This is a genomic window from Roseibium album, assembly GCF_001404515.1.
GTDB classification, from domain to species: domain Bacteria; phylum Pseudomonadota; class Alphaproteobacteria; order Rhizobiales; family Stappiaceae; genus Roseibium; species Roseibium album.
Genome location: NZ_CXWE01000009.1, coordinates 144052 through 166857, shown reverse-complemented (window position 1 = coordinate 166857; position 22806 = coordinate 144052). Strand labels below are relative to the sequence as shown.

General features: G+C 54.5%; 23 protein-coding genes. 13 read left to right on the top strand and 10 right to left on the bottom strand.

Translation table 11 applies throughout. The features are described 5' to 3' along the window. Window positions 1–26: 26 nt before the first annotated feature. Window positions 27–1322, top strand: a complete 1296-nt coding sequence (locus LA5095_RS26855; RefSeq protein ID WP_055120691.1) for an RsmB/NOP family class I SAM-dependent RNA methyltransferase — start codon at window positions 27–29, stop codon at window positions 1320–1322. Window positions 1323–1361: 39 nt separating this feature from the next. Here the strand turns inward: LA5095_RS26855 and LA5095_RS26850 are convergent, their stop codons facing one another. Further along, entirely contained in the window at window positions 1362–2552 is a 1191-nt protein-coding gene (locus LA5095_RS26850) for a tetratricopeptide repeat protein (protein ID WP_055120688.1), read from the bottom strand. Between the two features lie 264 nt (window positions 2553–2816). Between LA5095_RS26850 and guaA the strand changes: the two genes are divergently transcribed. From guaA to LA5095_RS26835, 3 genes are all read left to right on the top strand, one after another. Beyond that, window positions 2817–4373 carry a glutamine-hydrolyzing GMP synthase gene (gene guaA / locus LA5095_RS26845; protein WP_055120687.1) on the top strand — a complete coding sequence of 519 codons (1557 nt, stop codon included), beginning with the start codon at window positions 2817–2819 and terminating at the stop codon, window positions 4371–4373. Window positions 4374–4504: 131 nt separating this feature from the next. Beyond that, window positions 4505–5212, top strand: coding sequence for a class I SAM-dependent methyltransferase (locus LA5095_RS26840; protein ID WP_055120685.1), 708 nt, complete (start codon window positions 4505–4507; stop codon window positions 5210–5212). A gap of 59 nt (window positions 5213–5271) precedes the next feature. Then, entirely contained in the window at window positions 5272–5805 is a 534-nt protein-coding gene (locus LA5095_RS26835) for a hypothetical protein (RefSeq protein WP_055120683.1), read from the top strand. Here LA5095_RS26835 and LA5095_RS26830 read toward each other — a convergent pair. Beyond that, entirely contained in the window at window positions 5789–6121 is a 333-nt protein-coding gene (locus LA5095_RS26830; protein WP_055120840.1) for a TraR/DksA family transcriptional regulator, read from the bottom strand. The two genes, LA5095_RS26835 and LA5095_RS26830, sit on opposite strands and share 17 nt — an antisense overlap. A 224-nt stretch (window positions 6122–6345) precedes the next feature. On the opposite strand from LA5095_RS26830, the gene LA5095_RS26825 reads away from it, so the two are divergent. Continuing rightward, on the top strand, window positions 6346–6723 hold the full coding sequence (locus LA5095_RS26825) for a hypothetical protein (RefSeq protein ID WP_235808888.1): 378 nt from the start codon (window positions 6346–6348) through the stop codon (window positions 6721–6723). Here the strand turns inward: LA5095_RS26825 and LA5095_RS26820 are convergent. Next, the gene (locus LA5095_RS26820; protein WP_055120681.1) at window positions 6720–7355 is read right to left on the bottom strand and encodes a MarC family protein; all 636 of its coding nucleotides are present in this window, start codon (window positions 7353–7355) and stop codon (window positions 6720–6722) included. The two genes, LA5095_RS26825 and LA5095_RS26820, sit on opposite strands and share 4 nt — an antisense overlap. A gap of 214 nt (window positions 7356–7569) precedes the next feature. Between LA5095_RS26820 and gyrA the strand changes: the two genes are divergently transcribed. After that, window positions 7570–10377, top strand: coding sequence for a DNA gyrase subunit A (gene gyrA, locus LA5095_RS26815; RefSeq protein ID WP_082442924.1), 2808 nt, complete (start codon window positions 7570–7572; stop codon window positions 10375–10377). Between the two features lie 160 nt (window positions 10378–10537). Here the strand turns inward: gyrA and LA5095_RS26810 are convergent, their stop codons facing one another. Both LA5095_RS26810 and LA5095_RS26805 read right to left on the bottom strand, forming a co-directional pair. Continuing rightward, entirely contained in the window at window positions 10538–10909 is a 372-nt protein-coding gene (locus LA5095_RS26810; protein ID WP_055120680.1) for a hypothetical protein, read from the bottom strand. A 143-nt stretch (window positions 10910–11052) separates the two neighbouring features. Beyond that, window positions 11053–11469, bottom strand: coding sequence for a hypothetical protein (locus tag LA5095_RS26805; protein WP_055120678.1), 417 nt, complete (start codon window positions 11467–11469; stop codon window positions 11053–11055). 163 nt (window positions 11470–11632) lie between these two features. Between LA5095_RS26805 and coaD the strand changes: the two genes are divergently transcribed. The 5 genes from coaD (at window position 11633) to tgt (ending at window position 15651) form a co-directional block, all read left to right on the top strand. Continuing rightward, window positions 11633–12139, top strand: a complete 507-nt coding sequence (gene coaD / locus LA5095_RS26800) for a pantetheine-phosphate adenylyltransferase (protein WP_055120834.1) — start codon at window positions 11633–11635, stop codon at window positions 12137–12139. Window positions 12140–12193: 54 nt separating this feature from the next. Continuing rightward, on the top strand, window positions 12194–12715 hold the full coding sequence (locus LA5095_RS26795) for a peptidylprolyl isomerase (RefSeq protein WP_055120676.1): 522 nt from the start codon (window positions 12194–12196) through the stop codon (window positions 12713–12715). Between the two features lie 41 nt (window positions 12716–12756). Continuing rightward, the gene (locus tag LA5095_RS26790; protein WP_055120674.1) at window positions 12757–13230 is read left to right on the top strand and encodes a peptidylprolyl isomerase; all 474 of its coding nucleotides are present in this window, start codon (window positions 12757–12759) and stop codon (window positions 13228–13230) included. 190 nt (window positions 13231–13420) lie between these two features. Beyond that, the gene (queA, locus tag LA5095_RS26785) at window positions 13421–14494 is read left to right on the top strand and encodes a tRNA preQ1(34) S-adenosylmethionine ribosyltransferase-isomerase QueA (RefSeq protein WP_055120672.1); all 1074 of its coding nucleotides are present in this window, start codon (window positions 13421–13423) and stop codon (window positions 14492–14494) included. 5 nt (window positions 14495–14499) lie between these two features. Beyond that, the gene (gene tgt / locus LA5095_RS26780) at window positions 14500–15651 is read left to right on the top strand and encodes a tRNA guanosine(34) transglycosylase Tgt (protein WP_055120670.1); all 1152 of its coding nucleotides are present in this window, start codon (window positions 14500–14502) and stop codon (window positions 15649–15651) included. Between the two features lie 19 nt (window positions 15652–15670). Here the strand turns inward: tgt and LA5095_RS26775 are convergent, their stop codons facing one another. The 3 genes from LA5095_RS26775 to galU all read right to left on the bottom strand — a co-directional run bounded on the left by LA5095_RS26775 (window position 15671) and on the right by galU (window position 18068). Beyond that, window positions 15671–16105 carry a DUF4864 domain-containing protein gene (locus LA5095_RS26775; RefSeq protein WP_055120668.1) on the bottom strand — a complete coding sequence of 145 codons (435 nt, stop codon included), beginning with the start codon at window positions 16103–16105 and terminating at the stop codon, window positions 15671–15673. A gap of 205 nt (window positions 16106–16310) precedes the next feature. Continuing rightward, the gene (locus tag LA5095_RS26770; protein WP_055120666.1) at window positions 16311–17024 is read right to left on the bottom strand and encodes an SDR family NAD(P)-dependent oxidoreductase; all 714 of its coding nucleotides are present in this window, start codon (window positions 17022–17024) and stop codon (window positions 16311–16313) included. A 150-nt stretch (window positions 17025–17174) separates the two neighbouring features. Continuing rightward, window positions 17175–18068, bottom strand: a complete 894-nt coding sequence (gene galU / locus LA5095_RS26765) for a UTP--glucose-1-phosphate uridylyltransferase GalU (protein WP_055120664.1) — start codon at window positions 18066–18068, stop codon at window positions 17175–17177. Window positions 18069–18448: 380 nt separating this feature from the next. On the opposite strand from galU, the gene kdsA reads away from it, so the two are divergent. Both kdsA and eno read left to right on the top strand, forming a co-directional pair. Continuing rightward, window positions 18449–19294: a 3-deoxy-8-phosphooctulonate synthase gene (gene kdsA, locus LA5095_RS26760; RefSeq protein WP_055120662.1), complete on the top strand. Its 846-nt coding sequence runs from the start codon at window positions 18449–18451 to the stop codon at window positions 19292–19294. Between the two features lie 136 nt (window positions 19295–19430). Beyond that, window positions 19431–20705: a phosphopyruvate hydratase gene (eno, locus tag LA5095_RS26755; RefSeq protein WP_055120660.1), complete on the top strand. Its 1275-nt coding sequence runs from the start codon at window positions 19431–19433 to the stop codon at window positions 20703–20705. Between the two features lie 80 nt (window positions 20706–20785). On the opposite strand, the gene LA5095_RS26750 is transcribed toward eno, so the two are convergent. Together LA5095_RS26750 and LA5095_RS26745 are read right to left on the bottom strand one after the other, a co-directional pair. After that, complete coding sequence (locus LA5095_RS26750) at window positions 20786–21460, bottom strand: DsbA family oxidoreductase (protein ID WP_055120833.1); 675 nt, start codon at window positions 21458–21460, stop codon at window positions 20786–20788. A gap of 73 nt (window positions 21461–21533) precedes the next feature. Then, a complete protein-coding gene (locus LA5095_RS26745; RefSeq protein WP_208992875.1) occupies window positions 21534–22715 on the bottom strand; it encodes a PleD family two-component system response regulator in 1182 nt (393 codons plus the stop codon). Between the last annotated feature and the right edge of the window lie 91 nt (window positions 22716–22806).

Genomic DNA, 22806 nt, shown 5'->3' with positions numbered 1-22806 from the left:
ATCGCGGACCGTACCCGGGGATCGACATGAAAGATGGCGGACGCCTTGCGGCTGCAATTGAAGTCCTGACAGAAATAGAAAGCCGGCACAGACCGGCCCAGGTCGCCTTGAAGGACTGGGGCAATTCTCACAGATTTGCAGGTTCGGGCGACCGTACCGCGATCGGGAACCTCGTATTTGATGCCTTGCGGAACAGGGCATCGCTGGCTGCGCGAATGGCAAGCGACCTGCCGCGGGCCATTACGCTCGCGACTTATGCGATAACCTGGCAAAAAGGCATCGAAGCCCTGTCGGATGCACTTGTGCAGGACCGCCACGCGCCTGAGGAACTCACAGAAGAGGAAATTGCCCGGCTTGAGGATAGCTTCGACCTGGAAATGTCAGCGTCAGATCGGGCAGACGTTCCTGAGTGGTTGTGGCCTGAATTCGTAGCTGCCTTCAATGACAGTGCCGTGGAAGAGGGGCGCGCGCTTGCCACACGTGCGCCCGTGGATCTGAGAACCAATACCTTGAAGGCGGACCGGGAAAAGGTCTTGAAACGCCTCAGCCATACGGGCGCGGTTGTTGCCGGTATTTCGCCGGAAGGCATCCGCATCGAGGCAAAGCCCGGGCTCGGGCGCATGCCCCACGTCCAGGCAGAGGAAGGATACCGGAAAGGTTGGTTCGAGCTGCAGGACGAGGCCAGTCAATTGGCGGCAATTCTGGCTCAGGCTAGTCAGGGTGAACAAGTTCTGGATTATTGTGCGGGCGGTGGCGGCAAAACGCTTGCTCTCGCGGCATCGATGCAGAACAGGGGGCAACTCTACGCATACGACGCGGACAGGCTGCGCCTCGCGCCAATTCATGAACGCCTCCAGCGCGCGGGTGCGCGGAATATCCAGGTCAGGGATCCGGCGAGCACGACACTTGCGGATCTGGAAGGCCAGATGGACCTGGTGTTCATCGACGCCCCTTGCACAGGCACCGGCGTCTGGCGCCGCAGACCGGACTCAAAATGGCGCCTGACGGACAAGTCACTTGCTGCCCGTGTCGAAGATCAGCAACACGTTCTCCAGAATGCGAGCAGATACGTCAAACCCGGCGGCCGGATGGTCTATGTGACCTGCTCCGTGTTGCCCCGGGAAAACCAGGAACAGGTGAAATGGTTCCTGGGGGAAAACAGGGATTTTGAATCAAGGTCCGTTATCGACAGCTGGAACAAGTTGTTGCCGTCGCGACCGCAGCCGAAATACGTTTCTGAGCGCGGTGAAATCCTGTTGACGCCTGCGTCTACCGGTACGGACGGTTTTTTCGTTGCCATGTTTGAGCGAGCAGCGCCTTAACAGTATCTGAATGGCCTTTCGGGGAGGTCCCTCCGGATGTCACGTGCGATCGCGGCGTTGTAGCCCAAGTATGTTGGGTTCCGGACCATCGTCCGGCCGGGCAACATCAGAAGGTCGCGACTGTTCGCTTTTCACCGTCTCGGACACCGGTCGCAGGCTCCCGGCTTCAGATTGAACTGGTGCTGCCGGCAAGGTTTCTTCGTAGATTTCCGACTTGCGCCGTTCCGATGAAGATACGTTCTCGCGCTGATGGCCGATCGAAGAAGCGACAAGGTTTTCAGCAACCTTTCTGACGCGATCGTCCAGGCCTCTTCCGGCACTCAGGCCTGTCAGGACCGATCGGGCTTCTTCGGCATATTTGAGAGAGGCGAGAGCAGCTCCTAGCGCATTGAGTGGTTCCTGGGCGCCTTCATTGAGGTCATGCGCCTCAAGTGCATACCTGAGTGCAGCGGAGAAGTTGCCGAGTTTGCGGCTAAGGACACTGAGACGGACAAGGCAGGACAGGGATGCGGGACTGAGCTTGAGTGCTGCCTCGGCGGCCTCATAGGCGTCATCCGCGGCTCCTTTTCCGGCAAGTGCGTCCGAAAGGAGCTCAAGAGGAAGAGGGTCTGCGGGTGAAATGGAATTTGCCCGGATTGTAAGCTCGATGACCTCGTCATAGCGCTTGCGGCGGAACAGGACCTCAGAAAGACCGAGCAATGCAGGCAAATGATCCGGATCGACCTTGAGCGCCTTGCGGAAAGCTGCAATCGCAGCAGCGCTTTGTCCAGTTTTTGCTTGTGTTTCTGCAAAAAGTGCGAGAACGGCCGGTGAACCAGGCAACAGATGAACCAGCCGTTTTGCCGTTTCTGCTGCCTCGTGGGGTCTATCGTCCCGAATGCACACACTTGCGTAGCCGTAGAGCGCATTTCTGTTGTCGGGAACCAGCGTGAGTACGTCGCGGAAATTCAGACCTGCATTTTCCGTGTCGCCCATGAGAAGTTGGCAATTGCCGAGACTCGCACGGGCGTCCAGATTGTCCGGTTCTGTAAAGACGATACGGCGAAGTTGGGACTGCGCTTCCTCAAGATAGCCGGCCTGCAGAAGAGCGGATGCCGTTCGGTAGGCTATTTCGGAGTCCCGTGGCGCGAGTTCCTGTGCTCTCAGATAGGAGACCAGCGCCTTGTCCAGCTCACCGGACTTTTCCAGAGCAATAGCTTCTTCGAATGTTTCACGAGCAGTTGCGGTCATATAAGTTCCGACTTTTAGAAGACCTGACCAATGCCCGATCCTGTGGTGGGTGCAGTTGCCGTTTGGCCGACTTTAGTGGACCAGTTCGGCAGGGGTCAAAACGGAAATTTGCCCGTACACAGCTTGTGGGCAGTAAACGGGACGCGGTCCGGACGGTTCCAGCGATCAGAATCGACCCGATCATGTCATAAAAATCCTGTGCGACACGCCACAACGCTAAAAATCCGGGTTCATTTTGCAAAAAAGACCGGGTAGAAGCTGGCCATGACACATCATGATCGCCTTCTCATTATCGATTTCGGTTCCCAGGTGACCCAGCTCATTGCCCGTCGCCTGCGAGAGCTGAGTGTTTACTGCGAAATTCATCCATTTCAGAATGTCACCGAATCTTTTCTGACGGAGTTCGCGCCCAAAGCGGTGATCTTGTCTGGCGGCCCTTCCTCGGTCTTCGCTGAAGGCGCACCCATGCCTCCTGCTTCGGTCTTCGACCTGGGCATTCCGATACTCGGTATCTGCTATGGCCAGCAGGTGATGATGCACTGTCTGGGGGGGAAAGTGGAAAGGGGACACGGGACCGCTGAATTCGGCCGCGCCTTCGTCACCCCGAAAGGCTCGGACCTGGCGCTTCTGGAAGGCTGGTTCGCAGATGACAGGGAACAGGTCTGGATGAGCCACGGCGACCACGTCAGCGAGATCGCTCCAGGCTTCGATGTCTACGGAACGTCACCGAATGCGCCATTTGCAATTACTGCAGACACCGAGCGCAATTTCTTTGCCGTACAGTTTCATCCCGAGGTGCATCACACGCCGAACGGCAAGAAGCTCTATGAAAACTTCGTGCGTCTTGCAGGCTTCAAGGGCGACTGGACCATGGGAGCCTACCGGGACGACGCGATCGCTAAGATCCGTGATCAGGTTGGCGACAGGAAAGTCATTTGCGGTCTGTCCGGTGGTGTTGACAGTTCGGTGGCCGCCGTCCTGATCCACGAAGCCATCGGCGATCAGTTGACCTGCGTCTTCGTCGATCACGGGCTGCTGCGTTTGAACGAAGCAGATGAAGTGGTGTCCATGTTCCGGGACAACTACAATATTCCATTGATCCATGCCGATGAAGCCGACCTCTTTCTGAACGCGCTGGAGGGCGTCTCCGACCCGGAGCAAAAGCGAAAGACAATCGGTAAACTGTTCATCGATGTCTTTCAGAAATATGCCAACGATATCGATGGAGCCGAATTCCTCGCTCAGGGAACTCTTTATCCGGATGTCATTGAAAGCGTGAGTTTCTCAGGCGGGCCTTCCGTCACCATCAAGTCTCACCACAATGTCGGCGGTTTGCCGGAAAAGATGGGATTGAAACTGGTGGAACCCCTGCGCGAGCTGTTCAAGGATGAGGTGAGGGCACTTGGCCGCGAGCTTGGTTTGCCGGCGAGTTTCATTGGCCGCCACCCGTTTCCCGGTCCTGGACTTGCGATCCGCTGTCCGGGAGAAATCACGCGAGAAAAGCTCGAAATCCTGCGCAAGGCCGATGCCGTTTATATCGATCAGATTCGCAAGCACGGCCTGTACGATGAAATCTGGCAGGCGTTTGTCGCCATCTTGCCCGTTCGCACCGTTGGAGTCATGGGTGACGGGCGCACATACGATTATGCCTGCGCTCTCAGAGCCGTAACGTCCGTCGATGGCATGACGGCAGATTATTATCCCTTCACGCACGAGTTTTTGGGTGAAACGGCAACCCGGATCATCAACGAGGTGCAGGGTATCAACCGAGTGACCTACGACATCACCTCAAAGCCTCCCGGCACGATTGAGTGGGAGTGAGACCCGAATTGCCAATCGACGCCGCGGGCGACAGGATTTGTTTGATCAAAGCCCCTTTGGAAGTATTCGTTTATCGCTAAACATGAAAATGAGTAGGTCTTACTTAAATCGAGCTGTTGGATTTTTTGAATATGTACGAGGAAGTAATCGAAAAATACAAAAATACCGTCAAAGGCAGTGAAAACTTGCATTTCAATGCAAAGCATTACCTCACAATGCATTCGCATGCCGTAAGTCTCTCAAATCCGACGATTCTTGAACTAGGTGTTCAGTCCGGAAATTCAACAAAGTTGTTTTTGAATGCATTGGGAGACAGCCAAAAAGGCGCACTTGTGTCCGTTGATATTGATAACTGCTCTGGCGTTGCATCCTCTTCTAAGTGGACATTCATAAGATCAGATTCAGCTGACGTAGAGAACATAGTGACCGAAGCGCCCATTCTTAAAAATGGGATAGACATTCTATTCATTGACTCGTTGCACACGACGAAACACGTCTACAAAGAGCTTTACGGATTTTTTCCTTACATCAAGAAAGGCGGCGTGATTTTTTTCGACGACATCGATAGCGCACCCTATTGCGAGGGCAGCGAGTTGGACAGTTACTATGTAGAGCTTGAGAATCGACGCATTCTGAAGTTCATAAACTGTGTTTTCGAATCCAACATGCAACAACTCGATCTGACAATTTATCGAGGTTGGACCGGTCTTGGAAGGTTGGACAAGCGCAGTGAATTGTACTCGGAACTGTTGCCACCGCAATCATTGAAAATACGCAAGAGCAAAAAGTTCTGGAAAATCAAACGTTCGCTCAAGAAACGAAATCTATGGCGTTGGTAGTTAATATATTCGTCGTTAGGCAGACATACGGTTAGCTATGGAGAGTTTCGACTTCGCAAATGGATCCTCAGGAAAAACTAACACCTGACTGCACATCCTGTGCAGCCCTTTGCTGCGTGGTGTTTGCGTTCGACAAGTCAGAATCCTTCGGTATCGACAAGGATGCTTGTGAGGTTTGTCCAAATCTGGACGCTACAGACAGATGCAGCATCTTTGACAAGAGGGAAGACTTGGGATTCAGAGGATGTGTTTCATATGATTGTCACGGTGCTGGACAACGTGTAACGAACGAAGTCTTCAAAGGTATCGGATGGCGGCAAGATCCAGCACTTAAGGAGCAAATGGCAAGTGCACTGTCCGTCTTGCGCCGAATTCATGAAATGCTCTTGCTGCTCGACTCAGCTAAGACATTTCCCTTGCACGACAGGGAATTGTTGGAGCTCGAAACACTGAGAAGTATTCTCGATCCGGAAACGGCCTGGACAGAAAAGGCGCTCGAGGAATTTCCCATGCTTGCAACCAACAAGCGGGTGAGCGACTTTCTGCGGTCGCTGCAACATCACCTAACCGCAAGGTCTACTGCGCGCACCTGATGCAAAAAGCTGCAGCCGGATCGACTTTGAGGCGCATTTCGGCAATTTCCTCTCCGCACTCGACGCAAAATCCGTATTCCCCCTCTTCAAGGCGGCTAAGAGCCGCAGCAATTTTCTGAATGTCCGCCCGACGTTGCCGCTCGGACGCTTGAGCCATCGCCTGACCCTGCAGGGCATCCATACGTGACAACCGACCGACCGATTGTTGGTCAAGTGTTACCGTTGCCCGCGCCTCCTCGGAAATTTCGCTATAGGCTTCAAGTTCGGCCTTGAGCTTGGTCAGTATTTTTCGAACGCCATCTTCATCAACCGGCATGACCTTCCTCCGGTATTGAGAATGAAGAAGTCCGTTGAAACCTGCAACCCGCATGAAATTCCGCAACCCTCAATGTTGTTGCAGACAAGATCGAATTTCATATCCTCTTCGAGAAAGTGAAATCTCGTACTCCACTGTTACGAATACGGTGATGACGCAGTCGTGACTTTGATCTCGTTGCGAGCGTTTGCGAAGATGCCGTGCAAATCTGCAGGAGTTTGAAAATGTATGTTCCGGGAATGAAGCTGTCGAATGCGCTGCTATTTGCGGCACTGGCAATAGCCACATCGGCTTATGCCGACGAAGTCGAAATCGTCGACGCAACGGCACGCCAGGCAGGAGACACATGGTCATTCTCCGTGACCCTCAAACATGGTGATACCGGATGGGATCACTACGCAGACCTGTGGCAGGTCTATTCTCCCGGCGGTGACCTTCTGGGAGAGCGTGTTCTGCATCATCCGCATGTGGAAGAACAACCGTTTACACGTTCACTCTCCGGTGTTTCCATACCCGACGATCTGAATGAAGTGATTATCCGTGCCCGGGACAGCGTTCACGGTGTATCAGGCCAGGAATTGCGGATAACCTTGCCGCGCTAACCGCGCACGAGTGTCAACACGCCATCTGCCACGAACTGAACCGAAAGCGCAGCGAGGAGAACCCCCAACAGGCGCGTGATGACGAGTTGCGCAGTTTCGCCAAGCAGTCTTTCCAGTTTGTCGGCCAGCAGAAAGGCACCCATGCAGCTCAAAAGGATAATCGCGATCACGCCGCCAAGGCCCGCATAGGCGACCGTGTCGGGAGCCTGGCTCGACAGCAGGATGATTGCGGAAATGGTTGCCGGGCCCGAAATCAGCGGTATAGCAAGCGGAAAGATGGCAATTTCATTGACTGTACCGTGATGTCCCTGGGACTCCACGGCTTTTTCTGCCGTTTCCGCCTTGCGCTCCTGTCTCTTTCCAAAAATCATCTCGATCGCGATCAGAAAGAGCAGAATGCCACCTGCAACGCGAAACGCCGATACCGAAATGCCGAGCACATTCAGAACTGTCTGGCCAGAAGCATAGAAGATCAGAAGAATTCCAGCTGCAGTCAGCGTCGCCCGAACCGCGACCTTCCTTCGGTCCGCTCTGCTCATTCCGGCTGTGACAGCCAGAAACATCGGCGCAAGACCGACCGGGTCGATCGTAACGAAAAGTGTGGCAAACGCGTTGATGAAATAGTCGAGCATTCTGGGCTTCCACGGCATTGATGGTGGCTCGGATTCGGCCTTGTTACAGGGGATTGACGCCGACTTCGAGCCGCTTTCCGAAATTCATTTTCGCACCCTGTGAATACTCTTTATAACATATTGAATTACAAGGATTATTACTGGAGAGGAAAACTGCCTCAAATTTGGCCCATGCAGTTGAATCGGATATAAAAGAACCAGCAATAACAATGAAATGAGTTCTTCCTTGGCCGACCAGGACAACAGCACCCCTTCGGACGGTTTGCCGTCCGATATCAAACCGGTCTCTATCGTCGACGAAATGAAACGCAGTTATCTCGATTACGCCATGAGCGTGATCGTGTCGCGTGCATTGCCCGACGTCCGAGATGGCCTGAAACCGGTTCACCGGCGCATCCTCTATTCGATGCACGAAAACGGCTATGAGTGGAACAAGCCTTATCGCAAGTCAGCTCGTGTCGTCGGCGATGTCATGGGTAAATACCACCCGCATGGTGACAGCGCGATCTACGATGCGCTGGTTCGCATGGCGCAAAACTTTTCGCTGCGACTGCCACTGATCGACGGCCAGGGAAACTTCGGTTCCGTCGACGGTGATCCGGCGGCGGCGATGCGTTACACCGAGTGTCGGCTGGAAAAGGTCGCTCACAAGCTCCTGGATGATATCGACAAGGAAACAGTCGACTTTCAGGAGAACTATGACAACTCGGAAAGCGAACCGGTCGTTATTCCGGCCAAGTTTCCCAATCTGCTCGTAAATGGCGCCGGTGGCATTGCCGTCGGCATGGCAACCAACATACCGCCCCACAATCTGGGGGAGGTTATCGACGCGGCGATCGCCATCATGGAAAATCCGGCCATGACGCTGATGGAGCTCATGGAAATTGTGCCCGGACCCGATTTCCCCACCGGCGGCATGATCCTGGGACGAGCAGGTATACGCAATGCCTATGAAACCGGCCGTGGCTCTATCGTCATGCGGGCAAAAGTCGATATCGAGGAAGTGCGCAAGGACCGGAATGCGCTGATCGTTTCTGAGATACCGTACCAGGTCAACAAGTCGACCATGATCGAAAAGATCGCCGAACTTGTCCGTGACAAACGTGTCGAGGGAATTTCGGACATCCGCGATGAAAGCGACCGATCCGGAATGCGGGTCGTTATCGAGCTCAAACGCGATGCGGTGCCGGATGTCGTTCTGAACCAGCTCTATCGCTTCAGTCAGCTTCAGACTTCCTTCGGCGCAAACATGGTCGCCCTGAACGGTGGCAAACCGGAACAGATGAACCTGTCCGACATGCTCACGGCCTTCGTCGCCTTCCGCGAAGAAGTTGTCCAGAGGCGGACGCGCTATCTGCTGAAAAAGGCCCGTGACCGTGCCCATATCCTGGTTGGTCTGGGCATTGCAGTTGCCAACATCGATGAAGTCATTCACCTGATCAGGACTGCTCCGGATCCGGCGACGGCAAGAGCCCAGTTGATGGAACGCGACTGGCCGGCAAGGGATGTCGAACCTCTGATCCGACTGATCGATGACCCGCGTCATCAGGTTCGCGAAGATGGCACCTACAAGCTCTCTGAAGAGCAGGCACGGGCGATACTGGATCTGCGCCTGCAGCGCCTGACAGCTCTCGGCCGCGACGAAATCGACGACGAACTCAAGAAGATCGGTGGCGAAATCTCCGACTTCCTGGATATCTTGCGCTCCAGGGCACGAATCCAGGAAATAGTCCGCAATGAAATGCTGGAGATCAAGGAAGAGTTCGCAACGCCGCGCAGAACGGAGATTGTCGAGGGCGGCGCCGACTTTGACGACGAGGACCTGATCCAGCGCGAAGACATGGTCGTTACCGTGTCACACAGCGGTTACATCAAGCGCGTACCTCTCGCCACCTACCGGGCACAACGCCGTGGCGGCAAGGGTCGCGCTGGAATGGCGACCAAGGATGAGGATTTCGTCACACGTCTATTCGTCGCCAATACGCACACGCCAGTGCTGTTCTTCTCCTCACGTGGCATCTGTTACAAGATGAAGGTCTGGCGTCTGCCTCTGGGAGGGCCGACCTCTCGAGGCAAGGCGCTAGTGAACATGCTGCCGCTGGAGCAGGGCGAACAGATAACGTCTATTCTGCCGTTGCCTGAGGACGAAGACAGCTGGGCAAATCTCGATGTGATGTTCGCAACCGTGCGCGGGACAGTGCGACGGAACAAACTCTCCGACTTCGTCAATATCAACCGAAACGGCAAGATTGCGATGAAGCTGGAAGACGGCGACGGTATTGTCGGTGTTGACACCTGCTCAGAACACGACGACGTCATGCTGACCACCAATTCCGGTCAGTGCATTCGCTTTGCGACCACCGATGTTCGCGTTTTTGCGGGCCGGAACTCAGTTGGTGTCCGTGGGATCCGGTTGGCAGAAGAGGATCGGGTCATCTCGATGCAGATCCTTCATCACATTGACGTCGACGCTGAAGAGCGGGCTGCCTATCTGAAGCTGTCGAGAGCGATGCGCGGGGAAGCAGACGAGAGCGGCAGCGGTGCTGATGAAGAAGGCGTCGTTGCGGGCGACTTGCCTCAGGAGCGCTATGCGCAAATGAGTGCTGCCGAACAGATTATCCTGACTGTCTCCGAAAATGGATACGGCAAGAGGACTTCGTCCTTCGAATATCGCGTGACCGGGCGTGGAGGCAAGGGCATTACCGCTATGGCTGTCAATGATCGCAATGGCGGCCTGATCGCGTCGTTCCCGGTCGAAGACAGTCACCAGATCATGCTGGTAACGGACGGTGGTCAGCTCATCCGCTGTCCGGTGGACGGTATCCGCATTGCTGGCCGCGCGACGCAGGGCGTGATCGTCTTCAAGACGGCCACGGAAGAAAAAGTCGTCGCTGTGGAAGGTATCTCGGAAGTCGATGACGACGAAGATCTCGATGAGGAAGGCGAAGTCACGGACGGTGACAACAGCGATCAGGGTTCTGACGGCGATCCGTCAGCGGCTGCCCCGGACGGTGACAGCTGACAAAACACTTAAATAGACAAACGACATCAAAGGCGGCGTGTTGCCGTCTTTTTTGTTTCTGTCTTGACGAAAAACGTTACGCGTCTGGAAGTGTGTGAATAGCCAGAAAGGTAAGTAACTTGAAACCGGCTTGCACCATCTGATTTTGTTCAAGATCGATTTATTTGACAACCTGATCGGCCGTGACAATTGCCAGCCACAATGCCAGCGAATTGATGAAGGTACTGTTGACCCGCGCAATCCACACGTCCCTTCGAAGGGTAGAAGTGAACACGGCGCGGACAAAAAACACCGTCGAGAGAAACAACCAGCAGATGATTCCTGCAAACAGGAGCCGGGCAAGAAACTGTGGCGGATCATACAAGGCAATGGTTTTTACAAGGTAGGGATAAATTGAGTGGGGAAGCCAGTTCTCGCTAAACCACCCCAGCTGAAACATTGCGCCTCCCAGATCCGTCAAAAACGCAGCCAGCCACCACAATACCCAAAACAACATCAATGTTCGTTTGAAGAAGATCAGAGAGAGAACCATGATCGGCTCCGAACACCCAATACGCTGGAAACAACTCGCTCTGATGACACGCGAGGAAAGCATCAGCACATACGACAACAGCGGCCAGGGTGGAACCTGTGCCGCTGTTTGCCGTTACGGGGAATAACTTGGAGGTAGGCGTATCAGTTGACGGTGGGGTAGCGTGCAAGAATTGTTTCGTTGGCGGTCGGAGCCTTTTGCTCGATCGTAACGAATGAAACGTTGCGTACCTTGTTGGCTCCCGTGAGGGAAGCAGCACACTCTTCACTCCATGCGCCCCACGCCTGAGAGTTGCATGTGTCGGATGACTTCGATACGGCAATACGATCCGTCTTGGTGGCTGTAAGGCCCTGTGTCGCAAGGCTGGTCAGGTCTTCGGCCTGAGATGCATTGCTTGGGTGCATGCTCATCACGCCCGCAGCGATCATTGTCAGCAATGCCAGAACGAAGATGGCGGCCATCTTGACGTGCATCGCGGAATCCGCAGCGTTTGCCTGAATACTGAATGGTTGTGCCGACTTCTCATTGAAAGTCGGGCCCGATGTAACGTAACTCCTCATGGTCCTGGCTCCTGCTCACGCCGTGTTTTCGATGAACACACCTTGGACCAACAATGAGAAGACTTATGTGATGCCAGTCACACAATGTCTCGTGTGGACAAAAATTGCAGTTGTCTCAGTGTTTCCCTTGTGACCCGCCGGAAGGCGGAGTATGGAATTGGCCATGAAACGCATTGCGCTATATCCCGGGTCCTTCGACCCGGTCACCAACGGCCATATGGACATATTGCATCAGGCACTTGCGCTGGCAGACAAGGTCGTGGTCGCCATAGGTGTCCATCCGGGAAAAACACCTTTGTTTTCGTTCGAGGAACGGCTCAACCTGATTCATGAAGCAGCCCGTGCGGAATTTGCTGCTGCGGAAGCCGACCGTATCGATGTGATCTCCTTTTCGAACCTGGTTGTCGACACCGCGCGCGAGCAGGGGGCGGCGTATCTGGTCCGCGGCTTGAGAGATGGCACTGATCTTGACTATGAAATGCAGATGGCCGGAATGAACGGTACGCTGGAGCCTGACATCCGGACCGTTTTCCTGCCAGCGTCTCCAGATGTACGCCACATCACCGCCACCTTGGTACGGCAAATCGCAAAGATGGGCGGAGAGATTTCCGCATTTGTACCCGAACCGGTCGCGTCGCCTTTGAGGCGCCGCGCAAGACCGGACAGTTGACAATCAATTCCACTGACCTTGGTTAAGGAGTCTCCAGTGTCACGACTAATCGCAATGATTGCCATTCTCGCGTCGATCGTTCTCGTTCCCGCCATTTCCAGTGCACAGGGTACGGACCCGGACAATACGCTTTTCCTTGATTTGAAAGACGGCCGTGTCGTCATCCAGCTCCGTCCTGACCTTGCCCCGAATCATGTTGAACGGATCAAGAAACTGACCAGGGAAGGTTTTTATGACGGGCTCACTTTTCACAGGGTGATAGACAACTTCATGGCACAGACCGGTGACCCGAAAGGCAACGGGACCGGAGGCTCCAGCGAACCGAATATTGCAGCCGAATTCACGGACACACCCTTCCGCCGTGGAACGCTTGGCATGGCCCGTGCTGCCGACCCGAACAGTGCCAACTCGCAGTTCTTTATCATGTTTGCCGACGGCGACTGGCTGAACGGTCAATACACGGTTTTCGGCGAAGTTGTTGACGGTATGCAATATATCGACAATATCGCTCTTGGCGAGCCGCCTGCGAACCCTGACAAGATCGTCAAGATGCAGATCGCAGCAGACGCTCAATAAACCAAAAATAGCCCCAGTTCTAAAGACCCAAGGAGTCAGACATGGCTGATATCAAGGATGCCGAAAACACCCTTCTCATGGAAACAAGCCAGGGACCGATCGTAATCGAAATGAAACCGGATCTCGCCCCGGGTCATGTTGCACGCATCAAGGAGCTTGTGCGGGAAGGCTTTTACGACGGTATCGTGTTTCACAGGGTTATCGACGGTTTCATGGCGCAGACCGGTTGTCCGCAGGGAACCGGTACCGGCGGTTCCGGCCAGAAGCTGAAAGCTGAATTCAGCAACCACAAACACGTTCGCGGCACATGTTCCATGGCCCGCGCCATGGATCCGAACTCCGGCGACAGCCAGTTCTTCATCTGCTTCACCGACGCACCCTGGCTTGACGGTCAGTACACCGCCTGGGGCGAAGTGATTGACGGCATGGACAATGTCGACAAGATCAAGCGCGGCGAACCCGTAACGGATCCCGACAACATTGTTTCGCTCAAGGTTGCTGCAGACGCGTCCTGACCGCTAAATTGCAAAAAATTCGGACAGCGCGGAAGTTTTCCGCGCTGTTTTTGCTTGTAGCGCCGGAACGGCAAGTGTTGACCTCCAAACGTTGCACCTTTAAGAGCCGCACACTGAGCATCCGGCTCCGTCAGTTGACGCCGATCACACACATCGACCCACCCATTGCCATTGGACAGACCTGAACGACATGCGCGTCGAAGAATTCGATTTTGACCTGCCGAATGAACGGATTGCCCTGCGTCCCGCACGTCCGCGAGATTCCGCGCGAATGCTTGTTGTAAATCCGGCCGAATATCCGGTCTTGAAGGACATGGGCATACGGGATTTGCCGGGACTGTTGGAGCCTGGCGATGCGTTGGTATTCAACGATACAAAGGTCATTCCGGCCCAACTGGAAGGACAGCGGTTTCGTGGTGGCGTTTCCGCAGGGATCAGTGTCACTTTGCATATGCGCACAGCTCAAGATCAGTGGAGAGCCTTTGCCCGTCCGGCAAAGAAACTGATTGCCGGCGACGTTCTCGTCTTCGAAAATTCAGTATGCAGTATGAGGGCGCGGGTTGCAGAAAAATCGGATGGCGGCGAGGTGCTGCTTGTCTTCGAGGCGTCCGGTTCGGAGCTGGATGTCGCCATTGCAACAGTCGGTCACGTTCCCTTGCCGCCCTATATCGCGCAAAAGCGAGGCGAGGATGTTCAGGACCGCCAGGACTATCAAACGATCTTTGCTGAAAAGGATGGTGCGGTCGCAGCGCCGACTGCCGGCCTTCATTTCACGCAGGAACTTCTTGAAGCTCTCGAAGACCGGGGGATTGAGCGACATCTTGTAACCCTGCATGTTGGCGCGGGAACATTTCTGCCGGTGAAAGCCGATGATACACGTGACCACAAGATGCACGCGGAATGGGGGAACGTTTCAGCCGCCACCGCAAAGGCTCTTCTTGCAGTAAGGGCGAGAGGAAACAAGGTTGTCAGCGTTGGCACCACGTCCTTGAGAATACTGGAAAGCTCTGCCCAGGCAGGAGGTTCGATCGCACCCTTTGCCGGAGAAACATCAATCTTCATCACACCAGGCTATAAGTTCAGGGCAATTGATGCCCTGATGACGAATTTCCATTTGCCAAAGTCGACGCTCTTCATGCTCGTGTCTGCGTTTTCAGGACTTGAAACGATGCGTGGCGCCTATGCACATGCAATTGAGGAGCAATACCGCTTTTACAGCTACGGGGACGGTTCCCTTTTGTTCCCGGCAAAAGTGACACAGTAGATCCCATGTCCGAGACAGCAAAAAAATTCAATTTCAAACTGATCGCAACCGATGGCATGGCCAGACGGGGGGAAATAACGACCCCACATGGCGTCGTGCGCACACCCGCGTTCATGCCGGTTGGTACTCAGGCAACCGTCAAGGCCATGTATCCGGGACAGGTACGTGAAACCGGTGCCGACGTTGTGCTGGGCAACACCTATCACCTCATGTTGAGACCCACTGCGGAACGTGTCGACAGGCTGGGTGGACTGCACACGTTCATGAACTGGCCGCACACGATCCTGACCGACAGCGGCGGTTTTCAGGTCATGTCTTTGGCGCAGCTGCGCAAACTCGACGAAGAAGGTGTCCGTTTCCAGAGCCATATTGACGGCCGGAAGTATCATCTGACCCCGGAACGTTCCGTGGAAATCCAGGGATTGCTCGGTTCCGATATCCAGATGCAACTGGATGAATGCATCAAGCTTCCAAGCCCCAAGGAGGAGATCCAACGGGCGATGGAATTGTCACTGAGATGGGCCGAACGTTCCAGGACACAATTTGAGGCAATGGGCGGCCCCGCGAAAGGGCAGGGCCTCTACGGCATCGTCCAGGGCGGAGACCAACCTGATCTTCGCATCAGGTCTGCAGAAAGTCTCGGCAAGCTGCCCTTTGAAGGCTTTTCGGTTGGGGGGCTGGCCGTTGGAGAGCCGCAGGATGTCATGCTCCAGATGTTGGACATAGCCACTCCTGTGATGCCTGTCGACAAGCCCAGATACCTGATGGGCGTGGGAACGCCGGACGATCTCCTGGAAAGCGTAAAGCGCGGCATTGACCAGTTCGACTGTGTTATGCCGACACGCGCAGGCCGGCACGGGCTGGCATATACGAAATTCGGCAAGGTGAACCTTAAAAACGCCCGCCACCAGGACGACGCGCGTCCTCTCGACGCGGAAAACCAATGCCCTGCGTCAAGCGTCTACAGCCGCGCCTATCTGCACCACCTCGTGCGGGCAGGTGAGGGGTTGGCGGGTATGTTGCTTACCTGGAACAATATTGCGTACTACCAGCAACTCATGCAGGGCATGCGGGATGCAATAGAAGAAGGTCGTTTCGACGAATTCTACGCGCGCACCAAGGAAGATTGGGCGCGAGGCGATATTGCCGCATTGTGAGTAACGCTACCTGGATATCCTAGGCGGCAAGACCGTCCGACTTGGTCAGATAGCAGCCTGAGATCCGCCAACTGCCGTCTTCCTGCTGTTCGAAACTGTAGAGTACGAGCCAGTTCTTTCCTTTTGGCCCGACAACATGGACCTCTTGCGTCGGTCCGAATTTGGTAATTTTGGACTGTCCGAACGTGACACTTTTTGGATTGTAGACCGGCTGATAGCCTTGCCGAACCATTTCCATGAAGAGTTCCGGCGACTGAAACTTCTGTTGCAGCGAATTTGTCGCAAAGGAATATGCCGTTTTGGCATTTCCGGCTGCAAAAGCGTTCATCTGGTTCTTGATAATGCGCTGAAACGCGTTGCTGTCGAGCGTTTCTTCTGCGACCGTCGGCCCCAGCGAAAACACTGTCAGGACCGCCGCACTCACCATTGTTTTCCAGAAACGAAATCTCGCCATGATCGCTGCCTCTCTCTCAGAAACTCTGAAAGTGTACGGCAAAATCGCGATTTTGGATTGGTGGACAGTCATATTATCCCGGATAGGAGCGGACGCCTGCGATCGGGCAGAGGCCGGTTCTGCATTACATGCTCAATCAGAAACGTTGACCGTCCTGAGGCAATTGGGATTGTCGTTCGTTGGAATTGCTGGATCCGGAGCGTTGTCAGGGATGCTGCGGGAGTGCCTGTATCGGTTTCATGTCGTTGTTCAGGCATTCAACGATCTCCACCCTGGCCGGATCGCGCAATATCTTGGCGTACTTGTACTTGAAGGCACCACCTGAAAGCTCGACAATCCGTTCCGCAACCCAGGCAGGTTCGAGCATGGTGTCCGTATCTTCGTCGGTTCCCTCCCAGAACGGTGTTCTGACCCCGGAAGGAGCGGCAACCAGAACCTTTCCGAGCGCTTTGTCCCTGACCAGTGACGCACCAAGCATTCCCAAAGCTGATTTGGTTGCGCAATAGGCCGGTTCAAGTTCCCTCGGCGTATATTGCGAGCTTGAGGTGATGAGCATTATCTTCAGCGGCCACTGCGATCGCCTTTTGAGACGCTGAATCAACATCATGGGTGCCAAAACGCCAACGTTGACCATACTTTCGAGATCTTCGTCGCCAAGTGCGTCGATACGTCCCCTTTGAAGAAATCCCGCAGCATAAATGAGCGTATGGACGGTCCCAAGTCGGGAGAGAACCCGATCAGTATCTTGTGCCAGCTTGGCCGTGTCTCTGGTTATCTCGAATTTCTGAAAACTGGCCTTGGTCAGATCGGGACGTTTGCGCCCCGTCACGCAGACGGTGTGTCCTTCGTCGAGATAAATTTTGGCAAGTTGCAGGCCGATTCCAGAAGTGCCACCGACAATGAGAAAGTTTTTCTTCACCTTGCCCCCTGTCTACGCTTACGCGTTGTACGAACAGCGAAAAATTTCGTAAGGCGTTTGAATTCATGAAAACAATTGGACCGGATCTTGGTCAGACCCGGTCCGGCAAATATCAGTGCGGTAAAGTGATCACTTGTCCATTTTCAACTGCTATTCCGCAGCGACAGGATGTTGAAGCATCTCCTGCATGAACGGAACTAGCTCCTGGGCCAGGGCAGGATCATCCATTCCAAAGGCGATATTGGCACTCAGGAAACCCGGTTTGTTACCGCAATCGTAGCTGCGGCCCTCGAATTTGAGTGAGGAGAAACTCTGATTCGACATCAACGAAATCATGCTGTCGGTCAGCTGAATCTCGCCACCGGCGCCTTGCCCCTGGCTGGAGAGCAGGTCGAAAATTTCAGGTTGCAGGATGTATCGCCCGGTAATCATCAGGTTGGAAGGTGCGGTGCCGGGTGCCGGCTTTTCCACCATGTTCGAAATGCGGCTCGATTTGTCGTTGATCTGCTCTGCAAGCTCGACGATGCCATACTGATGAGTCTGATCGTCAGGCACTTCTTCCACAGCAATGATGTTTCCACCGGTTTTCTCATAAAGATCAACCATTTGCCGAAGACAACTAACTTTGGACTTGATGATCACATCGGGAAGAAGAATCGCAAATGGTTCATCTCCGATAATATCCCGGGAGCACCAGATTGCGTGTCCGAGCCCCAGGGGAGCCTGCTGACGGGTAAAGCTGGTTGATCCGGGCTGAGGTCTGTGTTTTTCAAGCAGTTCAAGCGCAGCTGCCTTGTTGCGCGCTCTCAGCGTATCTTCCAGCTCATAAGCCATGTCGAAGTGATCTTCGATTACGTGCTTGTTGCGACCCGTTACAAAGACGATGTGTTCAATACCTGCTGCTCGGGCCTCATCAACGACATACTGGATAATCGGCCGATCCACGATCGTCAGCATTTCCTTGGGGACCGCCTTGGTTGCCGGCAAGAATCTGGTGCCAAGACCGGCAACAGGCAAAACGGCTTTGCGAATGGGCTTGTTCATTTCAGGCCTTCCAACTCCAATTTACAGAGATTTCTACATCCATCTGTCACGAATAAATAAACACAACAATAAACTCAGGGTTCTGACCGGGTATACAAAGGACGATAGGCGCTAAAATTTGCATCCTGGTTAAATTTCCAATTGCCGCCTTCCGGTCCTGTAACGCAACGATCGTCTCACGCAAAGATGGAAGTCTTGTGATAATCGGGGGCGGGTTGGCAAAAATATGCAATTCAATCGATTTAAATCGATATCTGAGCAGCAGAAACCAGAGAGTTGCAGCTTGAACAAAAGAACGCTATGGAACACCCGAAAATGCTGCGGGGCAAAATAGCGCAGGCAATGGCAGCTGACGGCTGTCTGATGAAGCAAGGTGATCAATGACCGAGGCGAACCGCGAAGTTATAGTCGGGAACGTAACATTCCAGAATGATGCACCAGTAAGCCTCATCGCCGGGCCTTGCGCACTTGAGAGTCGCAACCATGCTCTGGAATGCGCAGCAGCAATCAGGGAAATTACACAGAAGGTTGGCATAGCGACCGTCTACAAGTCGTCTTTTGACAAGGCCAACAGAACGTCTCTTTCTGGTGGGCGCGGCGTAGGGTTGCGTGAGGCGCTGCCAATATTTGCAGAAATCCGGGAAACCTTCGGCATGCCGGTTGTCACCGACGTTCATAACGCTGAGCAATGCGCTCCGGTTGGAGAAGTTGTCGATATTCTGCAAATTCCGGCATTTCTCTGCAGACAGACTGATCTTCTGGTTGCTGCAGCAAAAACGGGCAAGACAGTAAACGTCAAAAAGGGTCAGTTTCTGGCCCCATGGGACATGAAAAACGTCCTTGCCAAGGTTACGGAATCCGGAAACCCGAACGTTCTGCTGACCGAGCGTGGCGCCAGTTTCGGCTATAACACGCTCGTCAGCGACATGCGTGCCTTGCCTATCATGGCAGAGACCGGTGCGCCGGTCATATTCGATGCGACCCATTCGGTTCAGCAACCCGGCGGGCAGGGTGCCTCCACAGGTGGCGACCGGACCATGGTTCCCGTTCTTTCCAGGGCCGCAGTTGCGGTCGGTATCGCAGGACTTTTCATTGAAACGCATCCGGATCCGGACAAGGCACCTTCAGATGGCCCGAACATGGTTCCTATGCATGAACTAGAAGCATTGCTCAGGCAGCTCAAGGCAATCGACACCGTGGTAAAACCGGCATCCGCCACAAATTAGAATACATCCGCGCTGCGTGCGCGTTCAAAATGGGGCATGTGCCCCAGGTTAATCGCCGGTCAATCGGCACGGAGTGCGCGGGCAAATCCGCCAGTGCGCAATCACTTAAGGTCCATGCGACAAGGGAGTTCTTTCCATGACCGCTATTATCGATATCGTCGGACGTCAAATATTCGACAGCCGTGGCAACCCGACCGTTGAAGTCGATGTCTTTCTGGAAGACGGATCTTTTGGACGCGCTGCGGTTCCCTCCGGTGCGTCGACCGGTGCGCATGAAGCGGTAGAACTTCGCGATGGCGGTGACCGCTACATGGGCAAGGGCGTCCAGAAGGCTGTCGATGCGGTGAACGGTGAGATCTTCGAAACCGTCGGGGGTCTGGAAGCGGAAGACCAGCTGCAGATCGATCAGGCAATGATTGATCTGGATGGCACAAGCAACAAGGCCCGTATCGGCGCCAACGCCATCCTGGGTGTTTCGCTGGCCGTTGCAAGAGCTGCGGCACAGGCATCGGGCCTGCCGCTTTATCGCTATGTCGGCGGTACGTCAGCCAGGACACTTCCGGTACCGATGATGAACATCATCAACGGTGGCGCCCATGCGGACAATCCGATCGACTTCCAGGAATTCATGATCATGCCGGTGGGGGCTGAATCGCTTTCCGAAGCCGTACGCATGGGAACAGAGGTTTTTCACACCCTGAAAAAAGCCCTGAGTTCTGCCGGTCACAATACCAATGTTGGCGACGAGGGGGGATTTGCCCCCAATCTTGAATCGACAGACGCGGCAATCGGTTTCGTCATGAAAGCGATCGAGACTGCCGGTTACAAACCTGGCGAAGACATGTACCTGGCTCTTGATGCCGCATCGACGGAGTTCTTCAAGGACGGCAAGTATGTCCTTGAAGGTGAAGGCAGGTCACTGGCGCCTGAGGAAATGGCTAAATACCTTGGCGACCTTGTGTCCCGATATCCGATCATCTCCATCGAGGATGGTCTTGCCGAGGACGACTGGGACGGCTGGAAAGCAACCACCGACCTGATCGGCAACAAATGCCAGCTCGTCGGCGATGATCTCTTCGTGACCAACTCCGAACGTCTGCGCAAGGGCATTGATCTGGGCGTTGCCAACTCGATCCTGATCAAGGTCAACCAGATCGGCACACTGTCGGAAACTCTGGACGCGGTGGAAACCGCTCATAAGGCTGCCTACACCGCCGTCATGTCGCACCGCTCCGGTGAAACAGAAGATTCGACCATCTCCGATCTTGCGGTTGCAACCAATTGCGGACAGATCAAGACAGGTTCCCTGGCACGTTCAGACAGGTTGGCAAAATACAACCAGCTTATCCGGATCGAGGAAGAACTGGGTCCTCAGGCAATCTATGCCGGCCAGTCTATCCTGAAAGGCTGACTTTCCTTCTAATCCTTGTTCAAAGAAAAGCCCCGCCGATCTGGCGGGGCTTTGTCTTTTGTATCGTTGCGCGAATTACGTCAGCCTGACTGTTCCGCTTCGGGATCTGTCCGGGTTTCCTCCGCATGCTGCAACGCCGCCGCGATGGTTTCCGGTTTTTCCGCACCGGCCAGCACGAATCTGCCGTCAATAATGAAGCAAGGCACGCCTGATATTCCAGACTCGCTCGCCCTTGTGATCTGAGCTTCCGTTTTGTCCAGGTCGGTCTCTGTTTCCAGCAACTGTTCGACTAGATCGGATTGCATACCGGCTTCTTCCGAAATCCGGACAAGCGTAGCCGCTTTGGTCAAATCTTCACCATCCAGAAAATATGCCTTGAACAATCGCTCGACGACGTCGCTTTGAACATTGTCGGACCGCGACCAGAGAATCAGCCGGTGACTGTCCAGCGTGTTCGGCGACAGTTTGATTTTGTCGAAGGCGAAATTGATGCCTTCCTCCGCACCGGTTTCCTTTATGCGACTGTAAACGGCATCAGCATTTTCCTTGCCGCCGAATTTGTCGTCGAGATACTGCTGACGGTCCTTGCCTGATTTTGGCAGGGTTGCATCAAGTTGGAATGGGTGCCAGCGCACATCAACATTCAACTGAGGAACAGACCGGAGTGCAGTCTCCAGCCGTCTTTTACCTATGAAACACCAGGGGCACATGACATCGGAGACGACGTCGACAGTTAGTGGAGGAGTTGCGTTCATGAATGGGCCGTTTGTTGTGTCTTGAACCAACAAGTTAGAGCTTTCTGTCAGGTTTCCAAGTCCAATCCGCCGTTCAGCGTACTGTATGGGTCAGGATGGAGCTGATGCGCTTTTGCAGACGCACGGTCCCGGCCTCGTTTTTCAGCACGGCGACGGGCCCAAGGTCCTTCACCAGGCAGACAAGGTCCTCATCCCGGCTGGTTGCATCCGCAATCGACAGGAGCGTTGTGTGAATTTCGTCCAGTTCATCCGCAGAAGACACTTCAAGTCCGAAACTTTCCGGTTGAAGACGCATTTCCCACAAATCCAGGCCACGCACCGCAAGGGCATTGCTGCATGTTTCAAGATAGTTTGTGTATTCGCCGGCGCTTAGCCCGCCTTCCGTGATCTGCTGGCGGAGCCACATCTGGCTTTCAGCAAGAATTCTGTCCGCGAGGCGCCGCCGCTTGCCGAAGCGGATCGCCGAAGTGATCCGTCGCGCCAGAGTTTCCTTGCGGTTCTCGCCCACGATCACGTCGGATGCCCCGTTACGGAACAAAAGTGCGGAATCCTCTTCTCCCTCGCAAACAGCAAGAACAGGTAGTCCTGCAAAACGGGCATCTCTTCTGATTTGGCGGATGTATTCAACTGCATCATCAAATGCCGCGTCGATTACCACCGCATCAAATGCACGCATGGACATGAATTCCATCGCCATCTTGCCGTCAAATGCTCCGACGACCTCGACCTTCTGATCGCTGGCATCCTGCCATTCCAGAAAGCGCCCGCTCACGCCGACCACCATCAGGCTGCTGGAACCGGTGTGGTGAGGGGCTGTCCCGAAATCGGGTATGCGACCAAATACCTTCCGCCGGAGCTGCGCTTCCTCCGAGCGCATGAGTGAGCGCTGGTGGATACAAATGAGCATCAGAAGGACATCATCCGGGACGACCCGATCAATGATCGCGGTCACCTGAAGCCCGTCGGGGATAAGGTCGTCTCCATCGGACAGAATATAAAACGGAACATCGCATGGCAAAGCCCTGATATGCCGCTGGAGCCAGTCAAAGAAGGCCTCATTGTCGCCGTCAATGAGGTTCTTGATATCGACAACGATCGCAGCAGGCAGAGCTGTAGGCGGAGTACCGTCACGCTCGAACATATTGAGGAGCGCAACGTCCAGGTCTTCGGGCGCGTCACCGTTGCTGTTGCGTTTTGGCCGGCGCCCGGCATACCAGTAAGGTCCACGCCACGAAAGCGACGTTTCATAATCCATGCCCTGTCCCCACCTGGAGCAAATTGCACATTTCCCGCCGGAGGTATGATGCCCCGACTGACCGCTTTGGATCAACCAATAGATGTCTGTC